At 40.8% G+C, this 19,001-nt stretch carries 15 protein-coding genes; 7 read left to right on the top strand and 8 right to left on the bottom strand.

What is annotated here, in order from left to right:
- Window positions 1–261 precede the first annotated feature (261 nt).
- Genes epmB through FTU70_RS00700 form a run of 3 tightly spaced genes read left to right on the top strand, consistent with a single transcriptional unit; the run spans window position 262 to window position 5,143 of the window.
- Window positions 262–1,278, top strand: a complete 1,017-nt coding sequence (gene epmB / locus FTU70_RS00690) for an EF-P beta-lysylation protein EpmB (RefSeq protein ID WP_180059827.1) — start codon at window positions 262–264, stop codon at window positions 1,276–1,278.
- A 14-nt stretch (window positions 1,279–1,292) separates the two neighbouring features.
- Window positions 1,293–3,038: a GTPase gene (locus tag FTU70_RS00695; protein ID WP_180059829.1), complete on the top strand. Its 1,746-nt coding sequence runs from the start codon at window positions 1,293–1,295 to the stop codon at window positions 3,036–3,038.
- A complete protein-coding gene (locus FTU70_RS00700) occupies window positions 3,020–5,143 on the top strand; it encodes an EAL domain-containing protein (RefSeq protein ID WP_180059831.1) in 2,124 nt (707 codons plus the stop codon). Before FTU70_RS00695 ends, FTU70_RS00700 begins: the two co-directional genes overlap by 19 nt.
- 86 nt (window positions 5,144–5,229) lie before the next feature.
- Here the strand turns inward: FTU70_RS00700 and rpmE are convergent, their stop codons facing one another.
- From rpmE to FTU70_RS00720, 4 genes are all read right to left on the bottom strand, one after another.
- Complete coding sequence (gene rpmE, locus FTU70_RS00705) at window positions 5,230–5,454, bottom strand: 50S ribosomal protein L31 (RefSeq protein WP_004971624.1); 225 nt, start codon at window positions 5,452–5,454, stop codon at window positions 5,230–5,232.
- A 203-nt stretch (window positions 5,455–5,657) separates the two neighbouring features.
- The gene (locus tag FTU70_RS00710; protein ID WP_171062555.1) at window positions 5,658–6,656 is read right to left on the bottom strand and encodes a bile acid:sodium symporter family protein; all 999 of its coding nucleotides are present in this window, start codon (window positions 6,654–6,656) and stop codon (window positions 5,658–5,660) included.
- Between the two features lie 190 nt (window positions 6,657–6,846).
- Window positions 6,847–7,248, bottom strand: coding sequence for a lactoylglutathione lyase (gloA, locus tag FTU70_RS00715; protein WP_213064880.1), 402 nt, complete (start codon window positions 7,246–7,248; stop codon window positions 6,847–6,849).
- A 1-nt stretch (window position 7,249) separates the two neighbouring features.
- The gene (locus FTU70_RS00720; protein WP_004971628.1) at window positions 7,250–9,448 is read right to left on the bottom strand and encodes an MFS transporter; all 2,199 of its coding nucleotides are present in this window, start codon (window positions 9,446–9,448) and stop codon (window positions 7,250–7,252) included.
- Between the two features lie 194 nt (window positions 9,449–9,642).
- On the opposite strand from FTU70_RS00720, the gene FTU70_RS00725 reads away from it, so the two are divergent.
- Together FTU70_RS00725 and FTU70_RS00730 are read left to right on the top strand one after the other, a co-directional pair.
- The gene (locus FTU70_RS00725; protein WP_180059833.1) at window positions 9,643–12,336 is read left to right on the top strand and encodes an ATP-binding protein; all 2,694 of its coding nucleotides are present in this window, start codon (window positions 9,643–9,645) and stop codon (window positions 12,334–12,336) included.
- 108 nt (window positions 12,337–12,444) lie between these two features.
- Window positions 12,445–13,665, top strand: coding sequence for an IS256 family transposase (locus FTU70_RS00730; RefSeq protein WP_180059835.1), 1,221 nt, complete (start codon window positions 12,445–12,447; stop codon window positions 13,663–13,665).
- A 114-nt stretch (window positions 13,666–13,779) separates the two neighbouring features.
- Here FTU70_RS00730 and grxD read toward each other — a convergent pair whose 3' ends face one another.
- On the bottom strand, window positions 13,780–14,121 hold the full coding sequence (gene grxD, locus FTU70_RS00735; RefSeq protein WP_019837647.1) for a Grx4 family monothiol glutaredoxin: 342 nt from the start codon (window positions 14,119–14,121) through the stop codon (window positions 13,780–13,782).
- A 161-nt stretch (window positions 14,122–14,282) separates the two neighbouring features.
- On the opposite strand from grxD, the gene FTU70_RS00740 reads away from it, so the two are divergent.
- A complete protein-coding gene (locus tag FTU70_RS00740) occupies window positions 14,283–15,494 on the top strand; it encodes an aspartate aminotransferase family protein (protein WP_180059838.1) in 1,212 nt (403 codons plus the stop codon).
- A gap of 82 nt (window positions 15,495–15,576) precedes the next feature.
- On the opposite strand, the gene FTU70_RS00745 is transcribed toward FTU70_RS00740, so the two are convergent.
- The 3 genes from FTU70_RS00745 to surE form a co-directional block, all read right to left on the bottom strand.
- On the bottom strand, window positions 15,577–16,506 hold the full coding sequence (locus tag FTU70_RS00745; protein WP_104851775.1) for a LysR family transcriptional regulator: 930 nt from the start codon (window positions 16,504–16,506) through the stop codon (window positions 15,577–15,579).
- Between the two features lie 94 nt (window positions 16,507–16,600).
- Window positions 16,601–17,428, bottom strand: coding sequence for a peptidoglycan DD-metalloendopeptidase family protein (locus FTU70_RS00750; protein WP_096901076.1), 828 nt, complete (start codon window positions 17,426–17,428; stop codon window positions 16,601–16,603).
- Window positions 17,429–17,534: 106 nt separating this feature from the next.
- On the bottom strand, window positions 17,535–18,311 hold the full coding sequence (surE, locus tag FTU70_RS00755) for a 5'/3'-nucleotidase SurE (RefSeq protein WP_096901077.1): 777 nt from the start codon (window positions 18,309–18,311) through the stop codon (window positions 17,535–17,537).
- Window positions 18,312–18,522: 211 nt separating this feature from the next.
- Here surE and FTU70_RS00760 point away from each other — a divergent pair, with 211 nt between their 5' ends.
- Window positions 18,523–18,894: an MCR_0457 family protein gene (locus tag FTU70_RS00760; protein WP_026438310.1), complete on the top strand. Its 372-nt coding sequence runs from the start codon at window positions 18,523–18,525 to the stop codon at window positions 18,892–18,894.
- Window positions 18,895–19,001: the final 107 nt, after the last annotated feature.

Raw genomic sequence — 19,001 nt, forward strand, 5'->3', positions numbered from 1 at the left:
TGACCAACGCAGCTTTGCGATGCTCGCCATCTTGCAACATCTTTTTTCATCGGACGTATTGTAAATGAGCAAGCCATAACGAAGCAATGAAAATCCACTACCGATCACCTCAAGATATCGGTAAAATCAGCTGTTTTGTAATGATTCTGATTCAAAGCGATTAATCATTCGCGGCATTCACGCTCAATGAACAAAGAATTCATCTACGCTAAATATATGTGTACTTGGTTCCTTTCACCTCATATTTAAATCTTTTCTGGCATGATCAACTACCTGTACCAAGAACAAAACTGGCAATCTCAACTCAGTGACTTGATCACCGACCCACGCGAATTGTTAAATATTTTAGAGCTGTCTGAACAGCAGTTGCTGTCAGGTGCTTTACTGGCATCCAATCAGTTTAAATTGCGTATCCCGCGTGCATTTGTGGCCAAAATGCAAAAAGGCAATCCACTCGATCCTTTACTGTTACAGGTTCTGCCGCATCATTTAGAACTGGAAGATCATCCTGGATTTGTGACCGATCCTTTGGGTGAGGAACAAGCCAATCAACAACCTGGAGTCTTACACAAATATAAATCACGCTTTTTGCTGACCTTGACTGGTGCTTGCGCAGTACATTGTCGTTATTGTTTCCGCAGGCACTTTCCTTATCAGGAAAATCTGCCAAAAACTGAAGACTGGGACAATATCCGTAATTACATTGAAAGTCAGCCCGATATTAATGAAGTGATTTTAAGTGGTGGCGACCCGCTCACTTTGTCAAATCGTAAATTAAATATCTGGATTGAGCGATTGGCGTCTATTCCGCAAATAAAATTTTTGAGAATTCATTCACGAGTTCCGATTGTTATTCCCAACCGTGTCGATGAATCGCTGATTTCCTTACTAAAAAATAGTAGGCTGCGTATTATTCTAGTGGTACACTCGAACCACGCATCAGAATTAGATGACTTTACCTGTTCGCAACTTGCCAAGTTAGTCGAACAAAACATCACCGTTCTGAATCAAGCAGTCTTATTAAATGGGGTCAATAATTCTGCTCAGGTCTTGGTCGATTTAAGCTATCGTCTTTTTGATGCAGGGGTGATGCCTTACTATTTACACGTGTTAGATAAAGTAAAAGGAGCGCATCATTTTGATCTAATGCCATCTGACATTGATCATATTTATAAAGAGCTTTTAGCGAACTTGCCAGGCTATCTCGTTCCTAAACTCGTTAGGGAAATTGCGGGCGAAAAAAACAAGACACCGCTTTTTGGGGTTTCAACTTATTGAGTTAAATAACAACCATGAACATGAATACTTCAGATCTTTTTCAGGTTCCCAGCGAACTAAAGCTGGAGCAATTGAGTTTTTGTCAAAATACGGTTAAAAGCATTCAGGCGTGGGCAGCAGACCTATCCATTTTACAATTGGGGGATTCTTCTCAAGCCCTGTTCAATGCCCTTTTAGAAATTTCTGAACTGAAATGTCAGGAAACATTACGTTTTGACTTAATTCAAGCTATTCATCCGACACTTGAAAATGTGCTTACCAGTCTGGAAAAGCATTTTTTCAACCAGGCTTTGATTAGTAATGACCGCAACGATCATATTATTGAACTCGCGCTGTTATTACGCAGTCATTTCGCCAAAGTCTATATTAATATTTCCCGACGTAGCCACCAACAACTCACCCAACAAAAATTTTCTTTATTTGCCTTTAATTTAAAAAAGAACTTACAAACTGCACGAGTTCTATCTAGCTATTATGCTTTACAACAATTAGCTCTACTGCGCTATCAACAACACATGCTTTATAGCCACGCCTTGCCAAATCAGTGGTTAATTGCACACCAACTTTTAGATACAGCCATTCAACAACATTATTATTTAAATAATATTAATCAGTTACAAGGCACACAACATCAACTGATTAATATTGCTCAAGCCTATGCACAGCTGATTTTATTGGAAATTTTCAATACCCATCAAATTCGACCTGCAGAAATTCAAGGCTTATATCTCTGTAGCTTTGATTGGGCAAAACTGATTCAAGTTTTACCCAAAGAAACGACGCTTTCACGTTATGTGGTCGATGCAAGCAAAGATCATCCACCTATTTACAATACGCACCAAAGCCAAGGTTTTCATGCCAATATTTTTATTGCAACTCAACCCCTACTCGATCATTTAAATGAAGCTCAAGGTCGTAAAGGTGAACATTTATCACGCAATGAAAAGCTATTCTTAACCCCTGCTTTGCATTTCCACTTGCACAATATTTTGACCAATACAGCAGAACGTGTGCATGAGCGTTATGAATATTCGGCACGGATTAAAATTTGCTTTGGTTTGACTGTGGCACATTTTTATCTGTCTAATGGTAAAAACTTCAATGAAACGCTGGCTTTGGGCGATAACTACCAATTCCAGAATGAAAGCCAGTTTATCAATGCCATGCATACCAACTCTACGGTAGATTTTAGCGCTGTTAAAACCTTAGACCGTGAAGCCAAACAAATTTACAATGCCGATGTTTTAGATATTAGTGTCAATGGCTATCGTATTAAATGGACGGGTGAAACACCGAAAAACCTTAAAACAGGTGAATTTATTCTGGTTCAGGAAAATAGCCAAAGTCCGTGGCGTGGTGGTGTCATTCGCTGGATTAAACAATCTGCTGAAAAAAGCTTAGAACTTGGCTTGGAAATTTTAACCCAAGATATTTACACTTGTGCTGTTTTTGTTAAAACAGATCGGCATACAGGACATTATCATCCAGCATTATTGGTACAAAGTACGCAGGTCAATGAAGTCAATACCTCATTGATTTTGCCAAGTCTGCAATTATTACGTGACAAACAAACCGTACAGCTACGTTTAGGTGAAGAAGAACTAAAAGTGTTCTTAATTAAGCCGTTATTGATTACCCAAAGCTTTATGCGCTTTGATTTTGAGTTGTTGAATGACCAACAACAGCCTTTACTTGATGGTTTTATTCAGAAACAAGTGAATGAAGTTAAAAATCACGATTTATGGGAAGCATTAAAGTGAGAAATCCATTATTGTCTAAAAAGCTCAAACGTACCGAAACACGTTTACTCATAATCGATGACAACCAAATACGTTTTAATCAAATTTGTGAACAACTCACTGCAAATGAGCACCGTGTTCAGGCTTATCTATTAGATGACATTAAAAACTTTGAAAAACAATTACATTTAACTTGGGATTTGGTGATCTTTGGTCGTGCTTATGACCTAAAAGTCGATCAGGCACTCACTTTAATTCGTGCATCACAGCAACCAAATTTACCGCTACTTTTGCTCAAACCAGACGATTACGATGCCACGCAATACACCAGTTATGTGCGCAAAGGCATCTATGACATTATCAATTTAGATTACCCCGAACGCTTCTATTTTGGCTTAATTCGCGCACTGTCTTTTAGTCGCTTACAGCAGTCACAAGAACAACTTATGACTGAACTGGAAAATGCACAATCACAAGCTCAGGCGTTGGTCGAAGACAGTAGCAAAGCAGTAGCCATTATTCAGGAAGGAATTCATGCACAAGCCAATGCTGAATATTTACAGCTATTTGGTTTAAAAAGTGAAGATGACCTTATTGGCTTGCCATTATTGGATTTATTGCAACCGCAAGATATTACAGATTTTAAATTCCGCTTTAAGAAAGTCAGTCAAGGACAATTTGAACACGGCCGTTTTGATATTCATAGCCAAAACCCGCTTCTGGCAAAACAAAACCCGCTCAAAATTGAATTTGTTGGAGCAGCTGACGACGCCATACAAATCACCATAGATATTGAAAATACGGCGCAAAATACTGTCCCTGCTCAAACGACAGCAGACAAAGCAGCGACAAAACCAAGCACCTACCAATTGGTAAATCGCACTTTAGCCAAACAGCCTTCTAGTGCCAATGCTTTGGTGGTATTTTCTTTGGCGAACTGTCCTGAATCAATTTTCCAAGCCGACTGGCAAACCACAAAAAATTACTTTACCAACATTCAAAATTTTTTAAAAGAACAGACCAATGTACCATTATTTAATGTGAGTAATGGTTTAGTGGTTGGTTTGTTCCAAGCAGAATCGCCTGCAATTTTAGAATCGAAACTGATTGGCTTAAATTCACTCACGAAACCGCAATTACTTACGGTAGATCAACATACTTACCCACTTAATTTGCGTATTGGTTATGTGCCATTCACTCCAGACATTCAAAATGAAAGCAGTTTTGAGCAACTGATTAGCCAAGGTTTTGCCAACGCATTACCACAACAGCAAGAACAACATAACTCAGGTTTAACCTTAGACTTGTCCTTTGGTGAATCTAACTTAAATGTAATTGAATCTGCTGCAGCTGTACCACAATCGTATAGTGAATCTGCGATTATTGCAGCGATACGTCAAAGTCTTGATCGTGGTGAAATTCATCTGAAGTATCAACAACTTTATGATAAGCAAGACACCAATTTATATACCTATGAAGTAACTAGTGGCTTTATTTTCAATAGTGAATGGAAATCACTGACAGGCTTAATAGATTTGGCTGAAGACCCAGAATTATCCATTAAACTGGATCGTTGGATTTTGGTCGAAGCTTGTAAACAATTGCACAACTTCATCACCCAATATCCTGAAGCGAAGCTGATTATCAATTTAAACAAATTTGTTTTATTACAAGACCGCAGCTTCCCTGAGTTTGTGTCTAAACTGATAACGATTATTGGTAGCCGCCTCAGCCATCCATTAATTTTGCAATTCTCTGAAGAAGACATCAGCCAAAACTTAGGTGATGCGCAGAAACAAATCAGTTTATTACGTCAGCACGGCGCTGAAATTTCTCTGCGTGATTTTGGTCATTCGATTTATAGTGAATCTATCTTGAAACAAGTCGATATTCACTACTTGACCTTGCACAGTGCACTGACTGAAAAACTGGCTGCTGATGACTCGACGCAAGAATTACAGGAACAATTGAGCATTTATAGTGAAATTAAACCTGTAGAAGTGTTATTGCGTGACTTAAATGATATGAACCTGTTTGCGAATGCGTGGAATGTCGATGCGCGCTTTATTCAGGGTGATTATTTCCAGAAAAAACTCGATCATTTAATTGATGTGCAAGACCAATAAGGTCTTGTGCATTAGGGTCTATTTGTAGACCCTAAAATTTAAGGCACAAAAAAACGGGCAATTGCCCGTTTTTTTCGTACTGGATATTAACGTTTGATAGAACGTGACATACCAGCAAAACGTTGTTTGAACTTGTCGATACGACCGCCAGTGTCAACGTTCTTTTGCTTACCAGTGTAGAACGGGTGGCATGCAGAACATACGTCAAGATAAAGAGTTTCTTTACCAACTGCTGAACGAGTTTCGATTACGTTACCGCAAGAACAAGTTGCAACTAATTTTTCATATTTTGGGTGAATATCGGCGCGCATCGTCGATTACTCCTAAGATTTAAGAAGGCTTAAGCTGTCATCGCAATTGGTCACTCTCATTAAAAAAATGAGGACATGCTTTAAAAGCAGACCAACACCACAACAGACCATTCTTTTGGCCCACCGAGACGGATACCGTCAGAGCTAAGCACAACAAGTTGGGCAATATTATACGGAATAAAATATTTTAAAGCTAATTATTCTTAGGAATTTAATTCCTGAGGTTCAGTCGAATCGGGCTGCTTTTCGAGATAATTGGCTATCACACCGCACACCATCAACTGAATTTGATGGAAAATCATGATCGGTAAAACAATCATCCCCAACGGCTGCCCAATAAATAAAATTTGCGCCATCGGTACACCACTGGCTAAGGTTTTTTTGGAGCTACAAAAAAATGCGGCAATTTGGTCTTCACGTGCAAAACCCAACCATTGCGGCACAACCCACGCCAACCACATCACAAGGGTCAATAACACGGAACAAGCAATAATCAACAGCAATAAAGTCATACCACTAACTTGATGCCACAATCCTGCTACCACTGCCCCACTAAATGCACCATAAACCACCATCAAAATCGAACCCTGATCAAATACCTTGACCAGCTTTGGTAATTTCAACATCTGAGGAAAAACATAAGGACGTAATAACTGCCCCAAAATAAATGGCACCAATAACAATAAAGTAATTTGAATAATCGAATTTGTCGGGTCAAAACCGTGTTCAGACTGCCCTAAAATAAAGATGCCTACTAAAACTGGGGTAATAAACATCCCAATTAAATTAGAGAATGACGCACTGCAGACTGCGCTGGCAACATTGCCTTTTGCCACTGACGTAAAGGCAATTGAAGATTGCACGGTTGAAGGCAAAAAGCACATGAACAAAAAGCCCCAATACAGCTCCTGCCCGAGCATTGGCACTAGAATTGGCTTTGCCAGCAAACCTAAAATTGGGAATAACGCAAAGGTAAAAGTAAATACCAACGCATGCAATTTCCAATGCATCATGCCCTGAATGACAGCTTCACGTGATAATTTCGCCCCATGCAAAAAGAATAAGATTGCAATGGCAACTGTCGTAATCACACTAAAAACTTCGGCTGCTTGCCCTGACACAGGCACGACACTGGCGAGGATGACCATCACAAACAAAAGAATGGTAAAGCGATCCAATGCCAATAACTTCAACATAAACACATCCTGTATATTCTTTTACTGTTGCAAAAAAGCCCAGCAATTTTTACCTTTCGATAAAGGTATATTACTGAGCAATATTCAAAAAGCGAGCATTTTCAGGCGATGTTCAATATTTTCAAAATGAATACTGAACAACATTCAGTTTATTGCGCCATAAAGGTTTGGTTTTTACTGCTTCACTGATGAAGACTTAGTTATTACGTGCGTTCTGATCTTGCTGAATCAATTCAACTTTATAACCATCTGGGTCTTCAACAAAAGCAATGACAGTCACGCCACCTTTCATTGGCCCTGCTTCACGTACCACATTGCCACCACGCGCTTTAATTTCTTCACATGCTTTGTAGGCATCTTCTACCGCAATTGCGATATGACCATAGCCATTGCCCAAATCATAGCTGTCTGTATCCCAGTTATGCGTCAACTCTAAAACGGTGTGATTTTCTTCATCGCCATAGCCTACAAAAGCAAGGGTAAAACGACCTTCTTCATAATCACGCTTACGCAGCAAAGTCATGCCTAAAACTTCTGTATAAAATTTTAATGATTGCTCTAAATTACCTACACGTAACATGGTATGCAGCATGCGCATGTCATTCATCCTTTTGTTCAATCGGTTTTGCTTGTATGTGTTGATGGTCACGTAACAATTTCGCCACCCACACCACTAAAATTAAAATAGGGATTCCAATTAATGTGGTCATGAGGAAAAAGTTTGGATAACCAATATTGGTCACTATAGTACCTGAATAACCACCTAAAATCTTAGGAGTCAAGGTCATGAGTGAGCTAAAAATTGCATATTGCACAGCAGTAAATGACACACTGGTTAAACTGGATAAAAATGCGATAAAAGCCGCGCCCGCTAAACCTGAAGCCAAGTTATCGACAATAATCGCAAAATATAACCATGCTGTGCTATATGGCTTAATCACCTTGCCCTGAATTTCAACCATATTGTTTGAAGATGATTGAACGATCGGCAAAGGTTGTATATCTACATCCAAAGCATTGCCTTCATGTGTGTTTAAATCGACCTGATAGGTTTGGCTGTGTTGTTGTACTGTTTGCTGTCTATTCAATAATACGGCTTGCAGTTGTTTACTTGGTGAGTCTGCCAAAAGCTGCCCTGCAATCGCTGCCGTAAAAATTCCTTGTGCATCTAGTTTTGCATCAAAATTTTGACCATCTAGCTGCAGTACAATTTTTTGCTGTTCGGTTAAGGCAGGCCCTGCATATTGCCCACGTACGACAATACTGTTGCTGGCTTCATTTTCGCTAATACGATTATCCGAAGTCAGTGGTAAAAACTGGAGTTGTGCAGTTTCAATCTCAGTTTGGTGCAAATACGGCATCGACACTAAACGTGACGGCGTATCGCCCGTTTGGTATTGCGCACGTACCTGAATTTCATCCTGTGTTGCTAAAACCTGACTAGGCACAGCCACTTTCCAATATCCAACTTCATCGGCCTGGGTTTGATATTGTTGCTGCCCCACAGAAACTTGCACATCGCTCAGTTGCTGTCCTGACTTCACCAGACCAATAAAAATAAGATTGGTGGATGATGCCAACACCGCGCCAACAAACATTAATTTCATAATGTTCATACGCTGTGCCAGTAAACCGCCCAAGAAGCCACCCACTAAACTGAAAATGACCCCATAAACCTTAACCGCTTCGGCAATTTGTTCTTTGCTAAAGTTCAAATCCTGATAGAACACATTGGAAATTACACCTGCAATAATGTCTGAAACTCGATAAAAACCAATCAAGAGTAATAACACCAGTGCCAGTTTCATGCCGTAGCGTTTAAAGAAATCTGCAACAGGATGCACCCATGTTTCAAATGCCATCTGTTTATTGACTGCGCCCAATTTGACCAAAATTGTGCCCATGCCTACAGCAGCCGCACCCGATGCAATAAAACGTAAAGCTTCTATAGAAAATAATAAAAATGCATCTTTGAGTTGGAATTGTTGTTTTAAGGCTTCGGTAAAATTACCCGAAAAGACGTAGCACAATACAAAACTGAATACCGCAACAAAAAACACCGTAACCAGACGAAAATAGTCGCGTCGTTGATAATGCTTGCTGACCCGATTCACTTGCGGCTCACGAATCACCAAAGTCGTGATAATGCCAATCAGCATCACCGCAGCCATCGCCAAATAGGTAATTTTCCATGCACTATAAATATAGTTGCCTTTGGCTGTACCTAACGAGGCTGCCAAAAATAAAGCACCTGCCCCTGCGACAATCATCCCAATGCGATAGCCCGCGTTATAGGTCGATGCCAACACGGTTTGCATTTGAGTTTCAGCCAGTTCGATACGGTAAGCATCAATCACAATATCTTGCGTGGCTGCAGAAAAGCCCAGTAATACTGCACCCAATGCCATTTGATATAAATGCGCCTGTCCCAAAGCTGGGTCAGAAAATGCCATCACCGCAATTGCACAAACAATTAAACATTGGGCGATGAGCAGCCATGCCCGACGTCGCCCCAGTTTTTTGGTTAAATAGGGTACGGGTAATTCATCAATTAATGGTGCCCAGACAAATTTAAAGGAATAACCCAAGGCAGCCCAACTAAAGAAAGTGACCGCACTTTTGTCAATGCCTGCTTCGCCCAACCACAAAGATAGACTGGAAAAAATCAGTAAAATTGGAATACCTGCAGAGAAGCCCAAAAACAGCATAATCAGCGCACGACGGTCTAAAAATGCCGTAAATGCAGCTTTCCACCCTGTATTTTGTGCTGAAGTTTGCCCAGTCTGTTGTGTGGTCATTCGATTATTATTTTCTATCAAGTCAAATTGTTGTTATTCAATCGCGGAATAGCTTCTGTTTCAACAGTATTTATGAAATTATCCACAACAGCTTTGTCATTTTGTAGTAAAAATTACGGCTTAGCTTGAATTTTCCGCTTAAACCTGTATACCTTTAAACTTCTAACTGCAATATTTCGTTTTGGATTTCTACAGTGACCCAAAGACTTGATCAAATCACCCCATCAATGACAACCAACACAACAACAGCAGCGCAAGATGAACAACAACCGCTTCTCAGCTCTGCCTTTGAACAAAGCGAAATACAAACGACTTTAGAAAATACACGACTCAAAGCAACACAACTAACCCATATTCCAAATTACGATAACATTCCCGCTTCGACCCGACGCATTAAACCGCTGAATAATTTTTTAGGACAAGATCGGGCACGCGCTTCGGTGGAAGCAGGTATTTCCCTGCCATATTCTGGCTACAATATTTTTGCAGTGGGTACGGCGGGATTGGGCAAACGTACCATGGTCAAGCGTTTGCTGCAGCAACATGCCAAGAGCATGCCCACACCGAATGACTGGGTTTATGTCAATAATTTCAAACACCCGCGCCAACCGATTGCCTTGCAACTGCCTGCAGGTCAAGCGCCTAAATTTCAAAGTTTGTTACATCAAACTTGGCAAACTATTTTAAAGCAACTCGAACGTCGCTTTACCGCAGAAACCTATCACAACCGCATTGAAATGATTCGTCAGCAAGCGGGTGATGAACAGCAACAAGCCTTAATTGAGCTGACCAGTGAAGGTGAAGAACTCGATTTAAAACTGATTGCGCAGGAAGATGAACATTGCTTTGTACCCGTGCATCTGAAAAATGACAAAATGCAGGAAATGTCTAAGGAAGATATTAACGCCTTGGACAGCAAAACCCGTGCAGAAATTGCGTCCAATATTCGTTATATGAATAAAAAACTGGAGCGTTTGGGTTTGCATTTAGGCGATTTAGAAGATGACGCACGTGACAAAGTACAAGACCTGAACCGTGATATTGCCAAACAAGTGGTAATGCCACGCATTGATATTATTCACAATAAATATCCTAGTGTCGAAGGTTTGACTGAATATTTACAATACTATGCCGAAGATATTATTAATAATGTCGAGTTTGTTTTAGAACAGGAAGAAGATGATTTCCGTCCTGGCACCTTTAGCCGTATTCCTGCGCGCTACCAAGCCAATATTATTGTGACGCACAAACCCAACAGCGGTGTACCTGTTATTTTTGAAGATTTTCCAACCCATTACAATTTATTGGGGCATGTAGAACAACTCACGCAAAACGGCACCATTACCACTGACTTCACCTTAATTCGTGCAGGTAGCTTACATAAAGCCAATGGCGGCTTTTTGATGCTCGAAGCAGAGCAGTTACTGGAACAGCCTTATGCATGGCAAGGACTGAAACGCGCTTTAAAATCGGGGCAATTGAAACTTTCATCTTTGGAACACATGCTAACTTTAACAGGCAGCATTTCAATTGAACCACAAGCCATTCCACTAAATATTAAAGTGATTTTACTGGCAGAGCCTGAAATTTATTATGAAATTTTAGAGCTAGAACCCGAACTTGGCAGCGTGTTTAAAATCCGTGCCGACTTTACCGATACATTACAACGTAATGACGAAAACGAGCAGGCATATATGCAGCTGATTGCCGACTATGTGCAATCTGACAAATTATTACCATTTGACCGTTCTGCTTTGGCAGCTTTACTTACTGACTCAAGTCGTCAAGCTGAAGATCAAAGCTCACTCTCCTTACATGCCCTCACCTTGGGGGATTTAATTCGTGAATCGCATCACCATGCGGCACAGGCGGGCGATAAAACGGTTTCCGAACAGCATATCAATACCGCACTGGATCATCGCAAATATCGCTTAGGCTATTTAAGAGAACTGTACTGGCAAGATTTATCACGCGGTACGCAGTTAATAGAAACTCGCGGACATCGTTTAGGGCAAATTAATGCCCTGTCGGTCATTCACTATGCCGATGTCGAGTTTGGCTTACCTTCGCGCTTAACCGCCTCAGTCTATCAAGGCGGCGGCGATATTTTAGATATTGAACGCAGTGTTGAACTTGGCGGTTCTTTACATGCCAAAGGCGTGTTGTTGATGGCCAGTTTCCTCAAAGCACATTTTGGCCGTGAGCAAATTTTACATTTTTCTGCTGCCCTTGCCTTTGAACAAAGTTATGGTCAGGTCGATGGCGACAGTGCAACGGTAGCTGAGCTTTCAGCTTTGATTTCTGCAATTAGCCAACTACCTATTGACCAATCTTGGGCCATTACAGGTTCAATGAACCAACTTGGTCAAGTACAGCCAATTGGTGGCGTGAATGCAAAAATTGAAGGTTTCTTTGATGCCTGCAAACTGCAAGGTTTAACTGGCAAGCAAGGCGTGATTATTCCGCGTCAAAATATGCAGCACCTCATGTTACGTAAAGACGTGATTGAAGCGGTAGAACAAGGTCAGTTCCACATTCACGCCATTGATACCATTGATCAGGCCTTAGAAATTTTAATGGCACGTCCTGTGGGTAAACTCACTAAAAAAGGACGTTACAGTAAAGGTTCAATTTACGCTGCAGTGATGGAACAACTTGAGTATTGGCAAGCCATTGAAGATGGTGCCGAAATTGAAGAAGAGCCGAAGAAAAAGAAAAAGTCCAAGAAAGAAAAGGACAAAAAGGACTCAGAGAAAAAGGACAAAGCGCAAAAAGCCAAGAAAAAACCGAAAGCAACAGAACCATCTGATGCAACACCTTCTGATGAAGTCACTACCGAATCGGCTGAAATAGTTGAACTTGCAACTGAAAGCCCTGCGGTAAACTAAACGCAGTAATTCGAGTCAGCTATTCAAGTTAATTCTAGATATAAAAAAGGGTAGTGTTCAAAAAACTGTGTCATTTCCTTAAACTGTTAAAAACAGGAATGATGCATTATGGCAACTACATTTGATTTTGAAACAGCCTTAAAACAACTCCAGTCAGGACAAGCACTGACTGGAGAAAATGGCATACTCACCCCTTTAATTAAACAGCTGACCGAAGCTGCTCTTGAAGCAGAAATCGAGAATTACATTGAAGCGAATCCGAAACAAGGTAATCGCCGCAATGGCTATACTCGCAAGACAGTAAAATCTACATCAGGTTCATTTGAGCTTGAAACCCCTAGAGATCGAAATGGTGAATTTGAGCCACAGTTAGTTAAAAAGAACCAGACCAAATTATCAGAAGAAATTGACAATAAAATCATATCACTCTATGCACTTGGTATGAGCTATCGTGATATTCAAAAGCATGTTGCTGATATGTATGGATTGGAGATTTCAGATGGTGCTATCACCAATATTACAGATAAGCTCCTCCCTCAGTTACAAGCATGGAAACAACGCCCACTCGATACAATTTATCCCTTTGTTTGGTTAGATGCCATACATTACAAAGTGAAGGATAAAGGTGTTTATGTGAGCAAAGCGATCTATACCATTTTAGCTTTAAATGTTGAAGGTAAGAAGGAACTACTCGGCTTGCATTTGTCGGAAAGCGAAGGGGCGAACCATTGGCTTAGTGTACTGACAGACCTACAAAATCGTGGTGTTCAGGATATTCTGATTGCCTGCCTTGCGAAGCAGCGCTTCTCAGGACTAAAAGGTTTCCCCGAAGCCATAGCAGCGATTTACCCTCAAACAGAAATACAACTGTGTATCGTTCATCAAATCCGTAATTCTTTACGCTATGTTGCCAGTAAAGATCAGAAGGCATTTATGGCTGATTTAAAGCCAATTTACCGTGCTGATACCAAAGGGGCGGCAGAAGTAGCACTGGATGAGCTAGAAGAAAAATGGGGCGAAAAATATGGTGTGATCATTCAGTCATGGCGTACCAAATGGCATCTACTATCCGCCTATTTCAAATACCCTAAAGCGATTAGGAAGCCGATTTACACCACCAATGCCGTTGAAGCCGTACATCGTCAATTCCGCAAACTAACCAAAACCAAAGGAGCTTTCCCCAATGAGGATAGTCTGATGAAATTGCTGTATATTGGTATTCAACAGGCATCAGAAAAATGGACAATGCCTATTCAGGAATGGGGACAAACGATTACTCAATTATCCATTTACTTTGAAGGTCGATTAGATGATATAATTAAAATCTAGTCAAATTTACTGACACAGAATTTTGAACGCCCTCTAAAAAAGCGCCAAGGCGCTTTTTTTATATCAACTTTTTGTATGGATGACTTTGACCTAGTTTGACCCAAGTCCAATACGTTAAGCTTCAGGTGCTGGGCTATATTGCTCAACCAAAGGTTTTAACTCACCTTTTTGGAACATATCCAACATAATATCGCTACCGCCAATCAGCTCGCCATTAATCCACAATTGTGGGAAAGTTGGCCAGTTCGCAATTTTTGGCAAAGTCGTACGAATATCCTGATTTTCTAAAATATTCACATAAGCAAAAGGACGACCAATTTGACTGAGTGCTTCTACTGCGCGCGCAGAAAAACCGCATTGTGGAAATTGTGGTGTGCCTTTCATGTAAAGAAGAACAGCATGTTTAGCAATTTGTTCACGAATTAACGCTTCGGTATCGCGTACTTGTTCAGTCATTGGTAAATCCTCAACTCATCTGTGTGGCATTATACCCAAAACCGAGCAAAACAGTACGTCTAAAGCAATAAATCCAATTTTATTTACAATTAGGCTTTTCATCTGCAGTAGATTTTGCTTATATAAGTTTTTCCCTCCAACCTAACAGATAAGAGTTAGTCATGAATAACATTACCCTTGCTCCTGTGCAAACTGATCAACCATCACATTTGATGCCTGTATTTGGCCGTCAGCCGATCAGCTTTGTCCGCGGTCGAGGTTCTTATCTTTATACTGAAGATGGCACAGAATATTTAGATGCACTTACAGGCATTGCCGTATGTGGTTTAGGTCACGCACACTCTGCAATTACCGAAGCCATTGCAGATCAGGCGGCTACCTTAATTCACACCAGTAACTTGTTTGAAGTGCCGTGGCAGACTGCTGCTGCACAAAAATTGGCGCAAGTTGCTGGCATGGAAGAAGTGTTTTTTTCAAACAGTGGCGCAGAGTCTAACGAAGGTGCAATTAAAATTGCACGTAAATTCGGTCACATGCAAGGCGTAGCCAATCCTAAAATTATTGTTGCAGATCACTCTTTCCACGGTCGTACTTTGGCTACCCTGTCTGCAACTGGCAATAAAAAAGTTCAGGAAGGTTTTGCACCTTTGGTTGAAGGCTTTATTCGTGTGCCTTTTGGTGATGTCGAAGCCATTGAAGAAGCTGCGATTCAGCATCCTGATATTGTGGCTATTTTAGTCGAGCCGATTCAGGGTGAAGGCGGTGTGAATACTGCACCACAAGGCTTTAGCTACCTAGAAGACATCCGCCGTATTTGTAATCAACACAACTGGCTGATGATGCTGGATGAAGTACAAACAGGAAATGGTCGTACAGGTAAATTCTTTGCTTATCAGCACACCAATATTGTGCCTGATGTATTGACTACAGCGAAAGGTTTGGGCAATGGCTTCCCAATTGGTGCAGTCATGACTCAAGGTCGTGGTGTGGGCGTTCTTACTGCTGGTAATCATGGCTCAACCTACAGTGGTACTGCGTTAGGTTCACGCGTGGTTTACACTGTTATTGACACCATCCAGAAAGAAAACTTGGTAGAAAATGCAGCAAAAATGGGTGGCTACATTGTGGAACAATTGCGTCAACAACTCGCAGACCAAAATGTAAGCGTGCGTGGTTTTGGCTTGATGATTGGTATTGAATTACCAAAACCATGTGCAGAGTTGGTCGATATTGCCCGCGATGAATACAAAATGATTATTAACGTAACTGCAGGTTCTGTGGTGCGTTTATTGCCAACATTAAATATTACTCAAGCCCAGGCAGATCAATTGATTGAACGCCTTGTAGCAATGATTAAAAAATTCTTGGCTTAAATAAATCCCTAACAAAAAGCCGCAGTTTGAACTGCGGCTTTTTGCTAACTAAATGGTCGATCAGTATATTATCAACATTCAATTAAGATGCTTCTTGAAACACTCGCCCACCCGGCAATTGAGAAAAATATTGTTTTAAGGCTTCCAAACAACGATGTACTTTCATCGGTTGTTGCTCATGTTTGGAAATGATTGCATACAAGGTAAATGCGGGTAATTTCCACTCAGGCAAAATTTCAACCAAACTGCCATTAAGCAAATCTTTTTGAATATCCAAATGCAAAATTCGCGCAAGCCCATGCCCTTGCATACACAAAGATTTAGACACCAACACATTATTGGTCGATAGACGCGAGCCCAACTCTACATCCACATTTTCAGCAGTGCTGATATGCTTAAAATTGAGTTGCTGAAAATTCTTCATAATGGTTAATGGAATTAACTCGTGATGTTTTAAATCTTCAGGACGTGAAATGGGCGCGGTTTGATTTAAATAACTAGGTGATGCGACTAAAACTTGGTCAATATGGGCAATTGGAATCACATGCTGGTTTTGATCTTCAATTTTTGGACTCATACGCAGCGCAATATCAATGCGACCATCAATCAGGTCAATGTATTGATTGTCGGTTTCTAGATGGATAGATAAACCACGATGGGCCGACATCCAATGTGAAAGAGCAGGAATCACATGATTCGCACCTAACTCAGGAGTGGTGGCAATTCGTAAATCACCGACCAGATCATCTCTTAATTCATTAATGCGGATTTTTCCGCGCTCAGCAGCGGCGAGCATTTCTTGACAGCTGTGGAAAAAAGCTTGTCCTGCTTCAGTCAAACTCAGTTTTCTAGTAGAACGATGCAGAAGTGTGACTTCCATTTCTTGTTCTAATGAACGGATTTGTTGACTGACGGCACTTGTGGTGATCCCTAGATCACGCGCTGCACCGCTAAACGAGCTTTTTTCAACAACACAAGCAAATACACCCATTGCTCGAAGTTGATCTAACATAAATTCCCTCTGAAATTATACAGGTGCTCTTATCTTTCGATAAAAGCAACCTATTGTATTATACGGTGAAATTTATGTTTTGTATTTGCAAAATTTAATTTATTGGTAAAACATTAGTCGGATTGATTGGCTTACCATCTAGGCGTACCTGAAACTCCAACATGGTACGTGTAGCACCCGAAGAGCCCATTTCTGCAATTTTTTGACCCGCTGTTACGTTTTGACCACTGCTCACATTCATCTTACTGTTATGTGCATAGGCGGTGATATAACCATCAATGTGCTTGATTAAAATCAAGTTTCCATATTCTTTTAAGCCATCTGCAGCATAAACCACCTGCCCATCTGCTGCGGCATAAATTGGGTCACCTACATTGCCACCGTAACGAATTCCTTTGATATTACTTGCCAAATTAAACTGTGCAATCACAGCACCTTGAGATGGTTTCACCCAGCGCAATGTGCTGCTACGCACAGGTGTACTTGGTGTGGTTGAGCTAGTGGTCGTGGTTGTAGTCGATGTTACCGGTGCAGGTGTCACAGGTGTCGTTGGTAATGTGACTGTTTGACGTTGAATTGGTGCAGCCTGTGTTACAGGGCGAGTGCTTGTTGTACGTGGTGCATTGCCCGCTTTCAAACGAATCGACTGCCCGACATAAATACGATACGGCGGTGCAATATCATTCATTTCTGCAATGCTGAGATAGCTCAAACCATAACGTGCAGCGATACCACTTAAAGTATCACCCGAACGCACAGTATAAAAATTCGGCGCTGTTGCATAACGCGCAGAATTATTCACTTGAGGTTTAGAGGCACAACCACTCAACACGACGGTAGCCACAACAGCACTTGATAACACTAAGGTTTTCAACAATGCTGTTGGTGTGCTAAATAAACGATACTGAAACACCACAGGCATTCTTTCCTCTCTACAAATTCTAAATATTTTCTATTGCGCTAAGAGTAGCAAAAAAGTCCTTGTAATGAGGCTTACAAGCTACTTTTTCACAAAGTTATAACATTAGTTAGCCAATTTGGGAAAATTGACTGTGCAATGATTGCAAAACGTCATAATTGGTGGCATCCATCTGAATTGGTGTCACGCTGACATAGCCATTTGCTACCGCAAAAAAATCAGACTCAATTTCAGTTAAGCCTTTTTTCGGTGCAGCCACTGCCTCGCCCGACAAACCAATCCAATACACTTGACGCCCTCGTGGATCGACCTGACTAGTAATTGGCTTAGATTGGGTACGCTGTCCTTGATAGGTAATTTTTGTGCCCTGCAACACTGGCACATCTGGAATATTCACATTAAAAATATGTCGTGCAGGTAAACTTGGTAAACCTTGAGCAATAAAGTCATGTACCCACTGCGCTGCCTGCATATAATCTTGCGGATGCTGATAAGCACGTACATTATGCCCTGCAAGTGATACCGCAATCGCAGGCTGTTTCATCAAACGTCCTTCAAATGCCGCACCGACTGTGCCTGAGTACAGTACATCATCCCCTAGATTTGCACCGCTGTTAATGCCGCTGACCACCAAATCAAATTCGAAATCGAACAATCCATTCATCGACAAATAGACACAGTCTGCAGGTGTACCATTCACTGCCCAGACATCTTCAGCAATTTGCACAGGACGTAATGGTCGGTCTAAAGTCAGCGCACTCGAAAAACCACTGCGTTCACTTTCGGGTGCAACAATCACCACGCGACCCAAAGGTTTTAAGGCTTTCGCCAAAGCTTGGATACCAGGTGCAAACACGCCATCATCATTGGCTATCAAAATATTCACAGAAAAATCTCAGATAAAACAAATATAAAGGTTATATACTAAAATATAGCAACGTCGGTTCAATCTTAAACTTGTTTGTGCCTGATTCATGCCTAAGCACATTTAATAAGCACACGACAACAAAATGACTGATCAGCACATTTCATTGAAATATACAAAAGATTATATATATTTAGCGCTTAACATCCATCCAAAAATATATGTGATTCTCATGATTTTAGCTTTGTCATTTCGTCGTTTATTGGGTCTAGGTTTTGCTGCTGTATTAACGCAGTCTGTAATTGCAGAAGATTTGACTGCAGCAGAAGCCAATACGATTGTGAAAGAAGATGTTGCAGCGGCACAAGTCATGACTGAAATGTGCCCTGCACTGATTGGAAAAAATGCAAAATTAGATGCCAATATTCAAGCACTGATTCAAACTTATCTACAAGATTATTCAGAATCGAACATGACGCTTGCCAAACTACAAGCCGACGCAGAATATCAATCCGTTTTAGCTGAAGCGCGTGAAGCAGCAAAAGATACAGCCAAAGAAGAGCAAAAAGTAGTGTGTCAGGAAGCTTTAGAATTAGCACTTTAAATCACATGATTTAAATACTATTTTGAGCCTGTAAATAATTTTGCATACTCACCCTTTAAGGCAAACTTTCAAAGTTTGCCTTAAATTTTATGCTTAGTTTTTATATC

Source organism: Acinetobacter sp. YH12135, assembly GCF_013418565.1.
GTDB classification, from domain to species: Bacteria; Pseudomonadota; Gammaproteobacteria; order Pseudomonadales; family Moraxellaceae; genus Acinetobacter; species Acinetobacter towneri.

Bases quoted from the DNA above. Each gene is read 5' to 3' on its own strand.
- grxD (WP_019837647.1), bottom strand. From the start codon at position 14,121: ATGACTGAACAAGTACGCGATACCGAAGCGTTAATTCGTGAACAAATT.
- FTU70_RS00700 (WP_180059831.1), top strand. From the start codon at position 3,020: ATGGGAAGCATTAAAGTGAGAAATCCATTATTGTCTAAAAAGCTCAAA.
- FTU70_RS00695 (WP_180059829.1), top strand. From the start codon at position 1,293: ATGAACATGAATACTTCAGATCTTTTTCAGGTTCCCAGCGAACTAAAG.
- gloA (WP_213064880.1), bottom strand. From the start codon at position 7,248: ATGCGCATGCTGCATACCATGTTACGTGTAGGTAATTTAGAGCAATCA.
- FTU70_RS00730 (WP_180059835.1), top strand. From the start codon at position 12,445: ATGGCAACTACATTTGATTTTGAAACAGCCTTAAAACAACTCCAGTCA.
- epmB (WP_180059827.1), top strand. From the start codon at position 262: ATGATCAACTACCTGTACCAAGAACAAAACTGGCAATCTCAACTCAGT.
- FTU70_RS00720 (WP_004971628.1), bottom strand. From the start codon at position 9,448: ATGACCACACAACAGACTGGGCAAACTTCAGCACAAAATACAGGGTGG.
- FTU70_RS00745 (WP_104851775.1), bottom strand. From the start codon at position 16,506: ATGTTAGATCAACTTCGAGCAATGGGTGTATTTGCTTGTGTTGTTGAA.
- FTU70_RS00740 (WP_180059838.1), top strand. From the start codon at position 14,283: ATGAATAACATTACCCTTGCTCCTGTGCAAACTGATCAACCATCACAT.
- FTU70_RS00760 (WP_026438310.1), top strand. From the start codon at position 18,523: ATGATTTTAGCTTTGTCATTTCGTCGTTTATTGGGTCTAGGTTTTGCT.
- rpmE (WP_004971624.1), bottom strand. From the start codon at position 5,454: ATGCGCGCCGATATTCACCCAAAATATGAAAAATTAGTTGCAACTTGT.
- FTU70_RS00750 (WP_096901076.1), bottom strand. From the start codon at position 17,428: ATGCCTGTGGTGTTTCAGTATCGTTTATTTAGCACACCAACAGCATTG.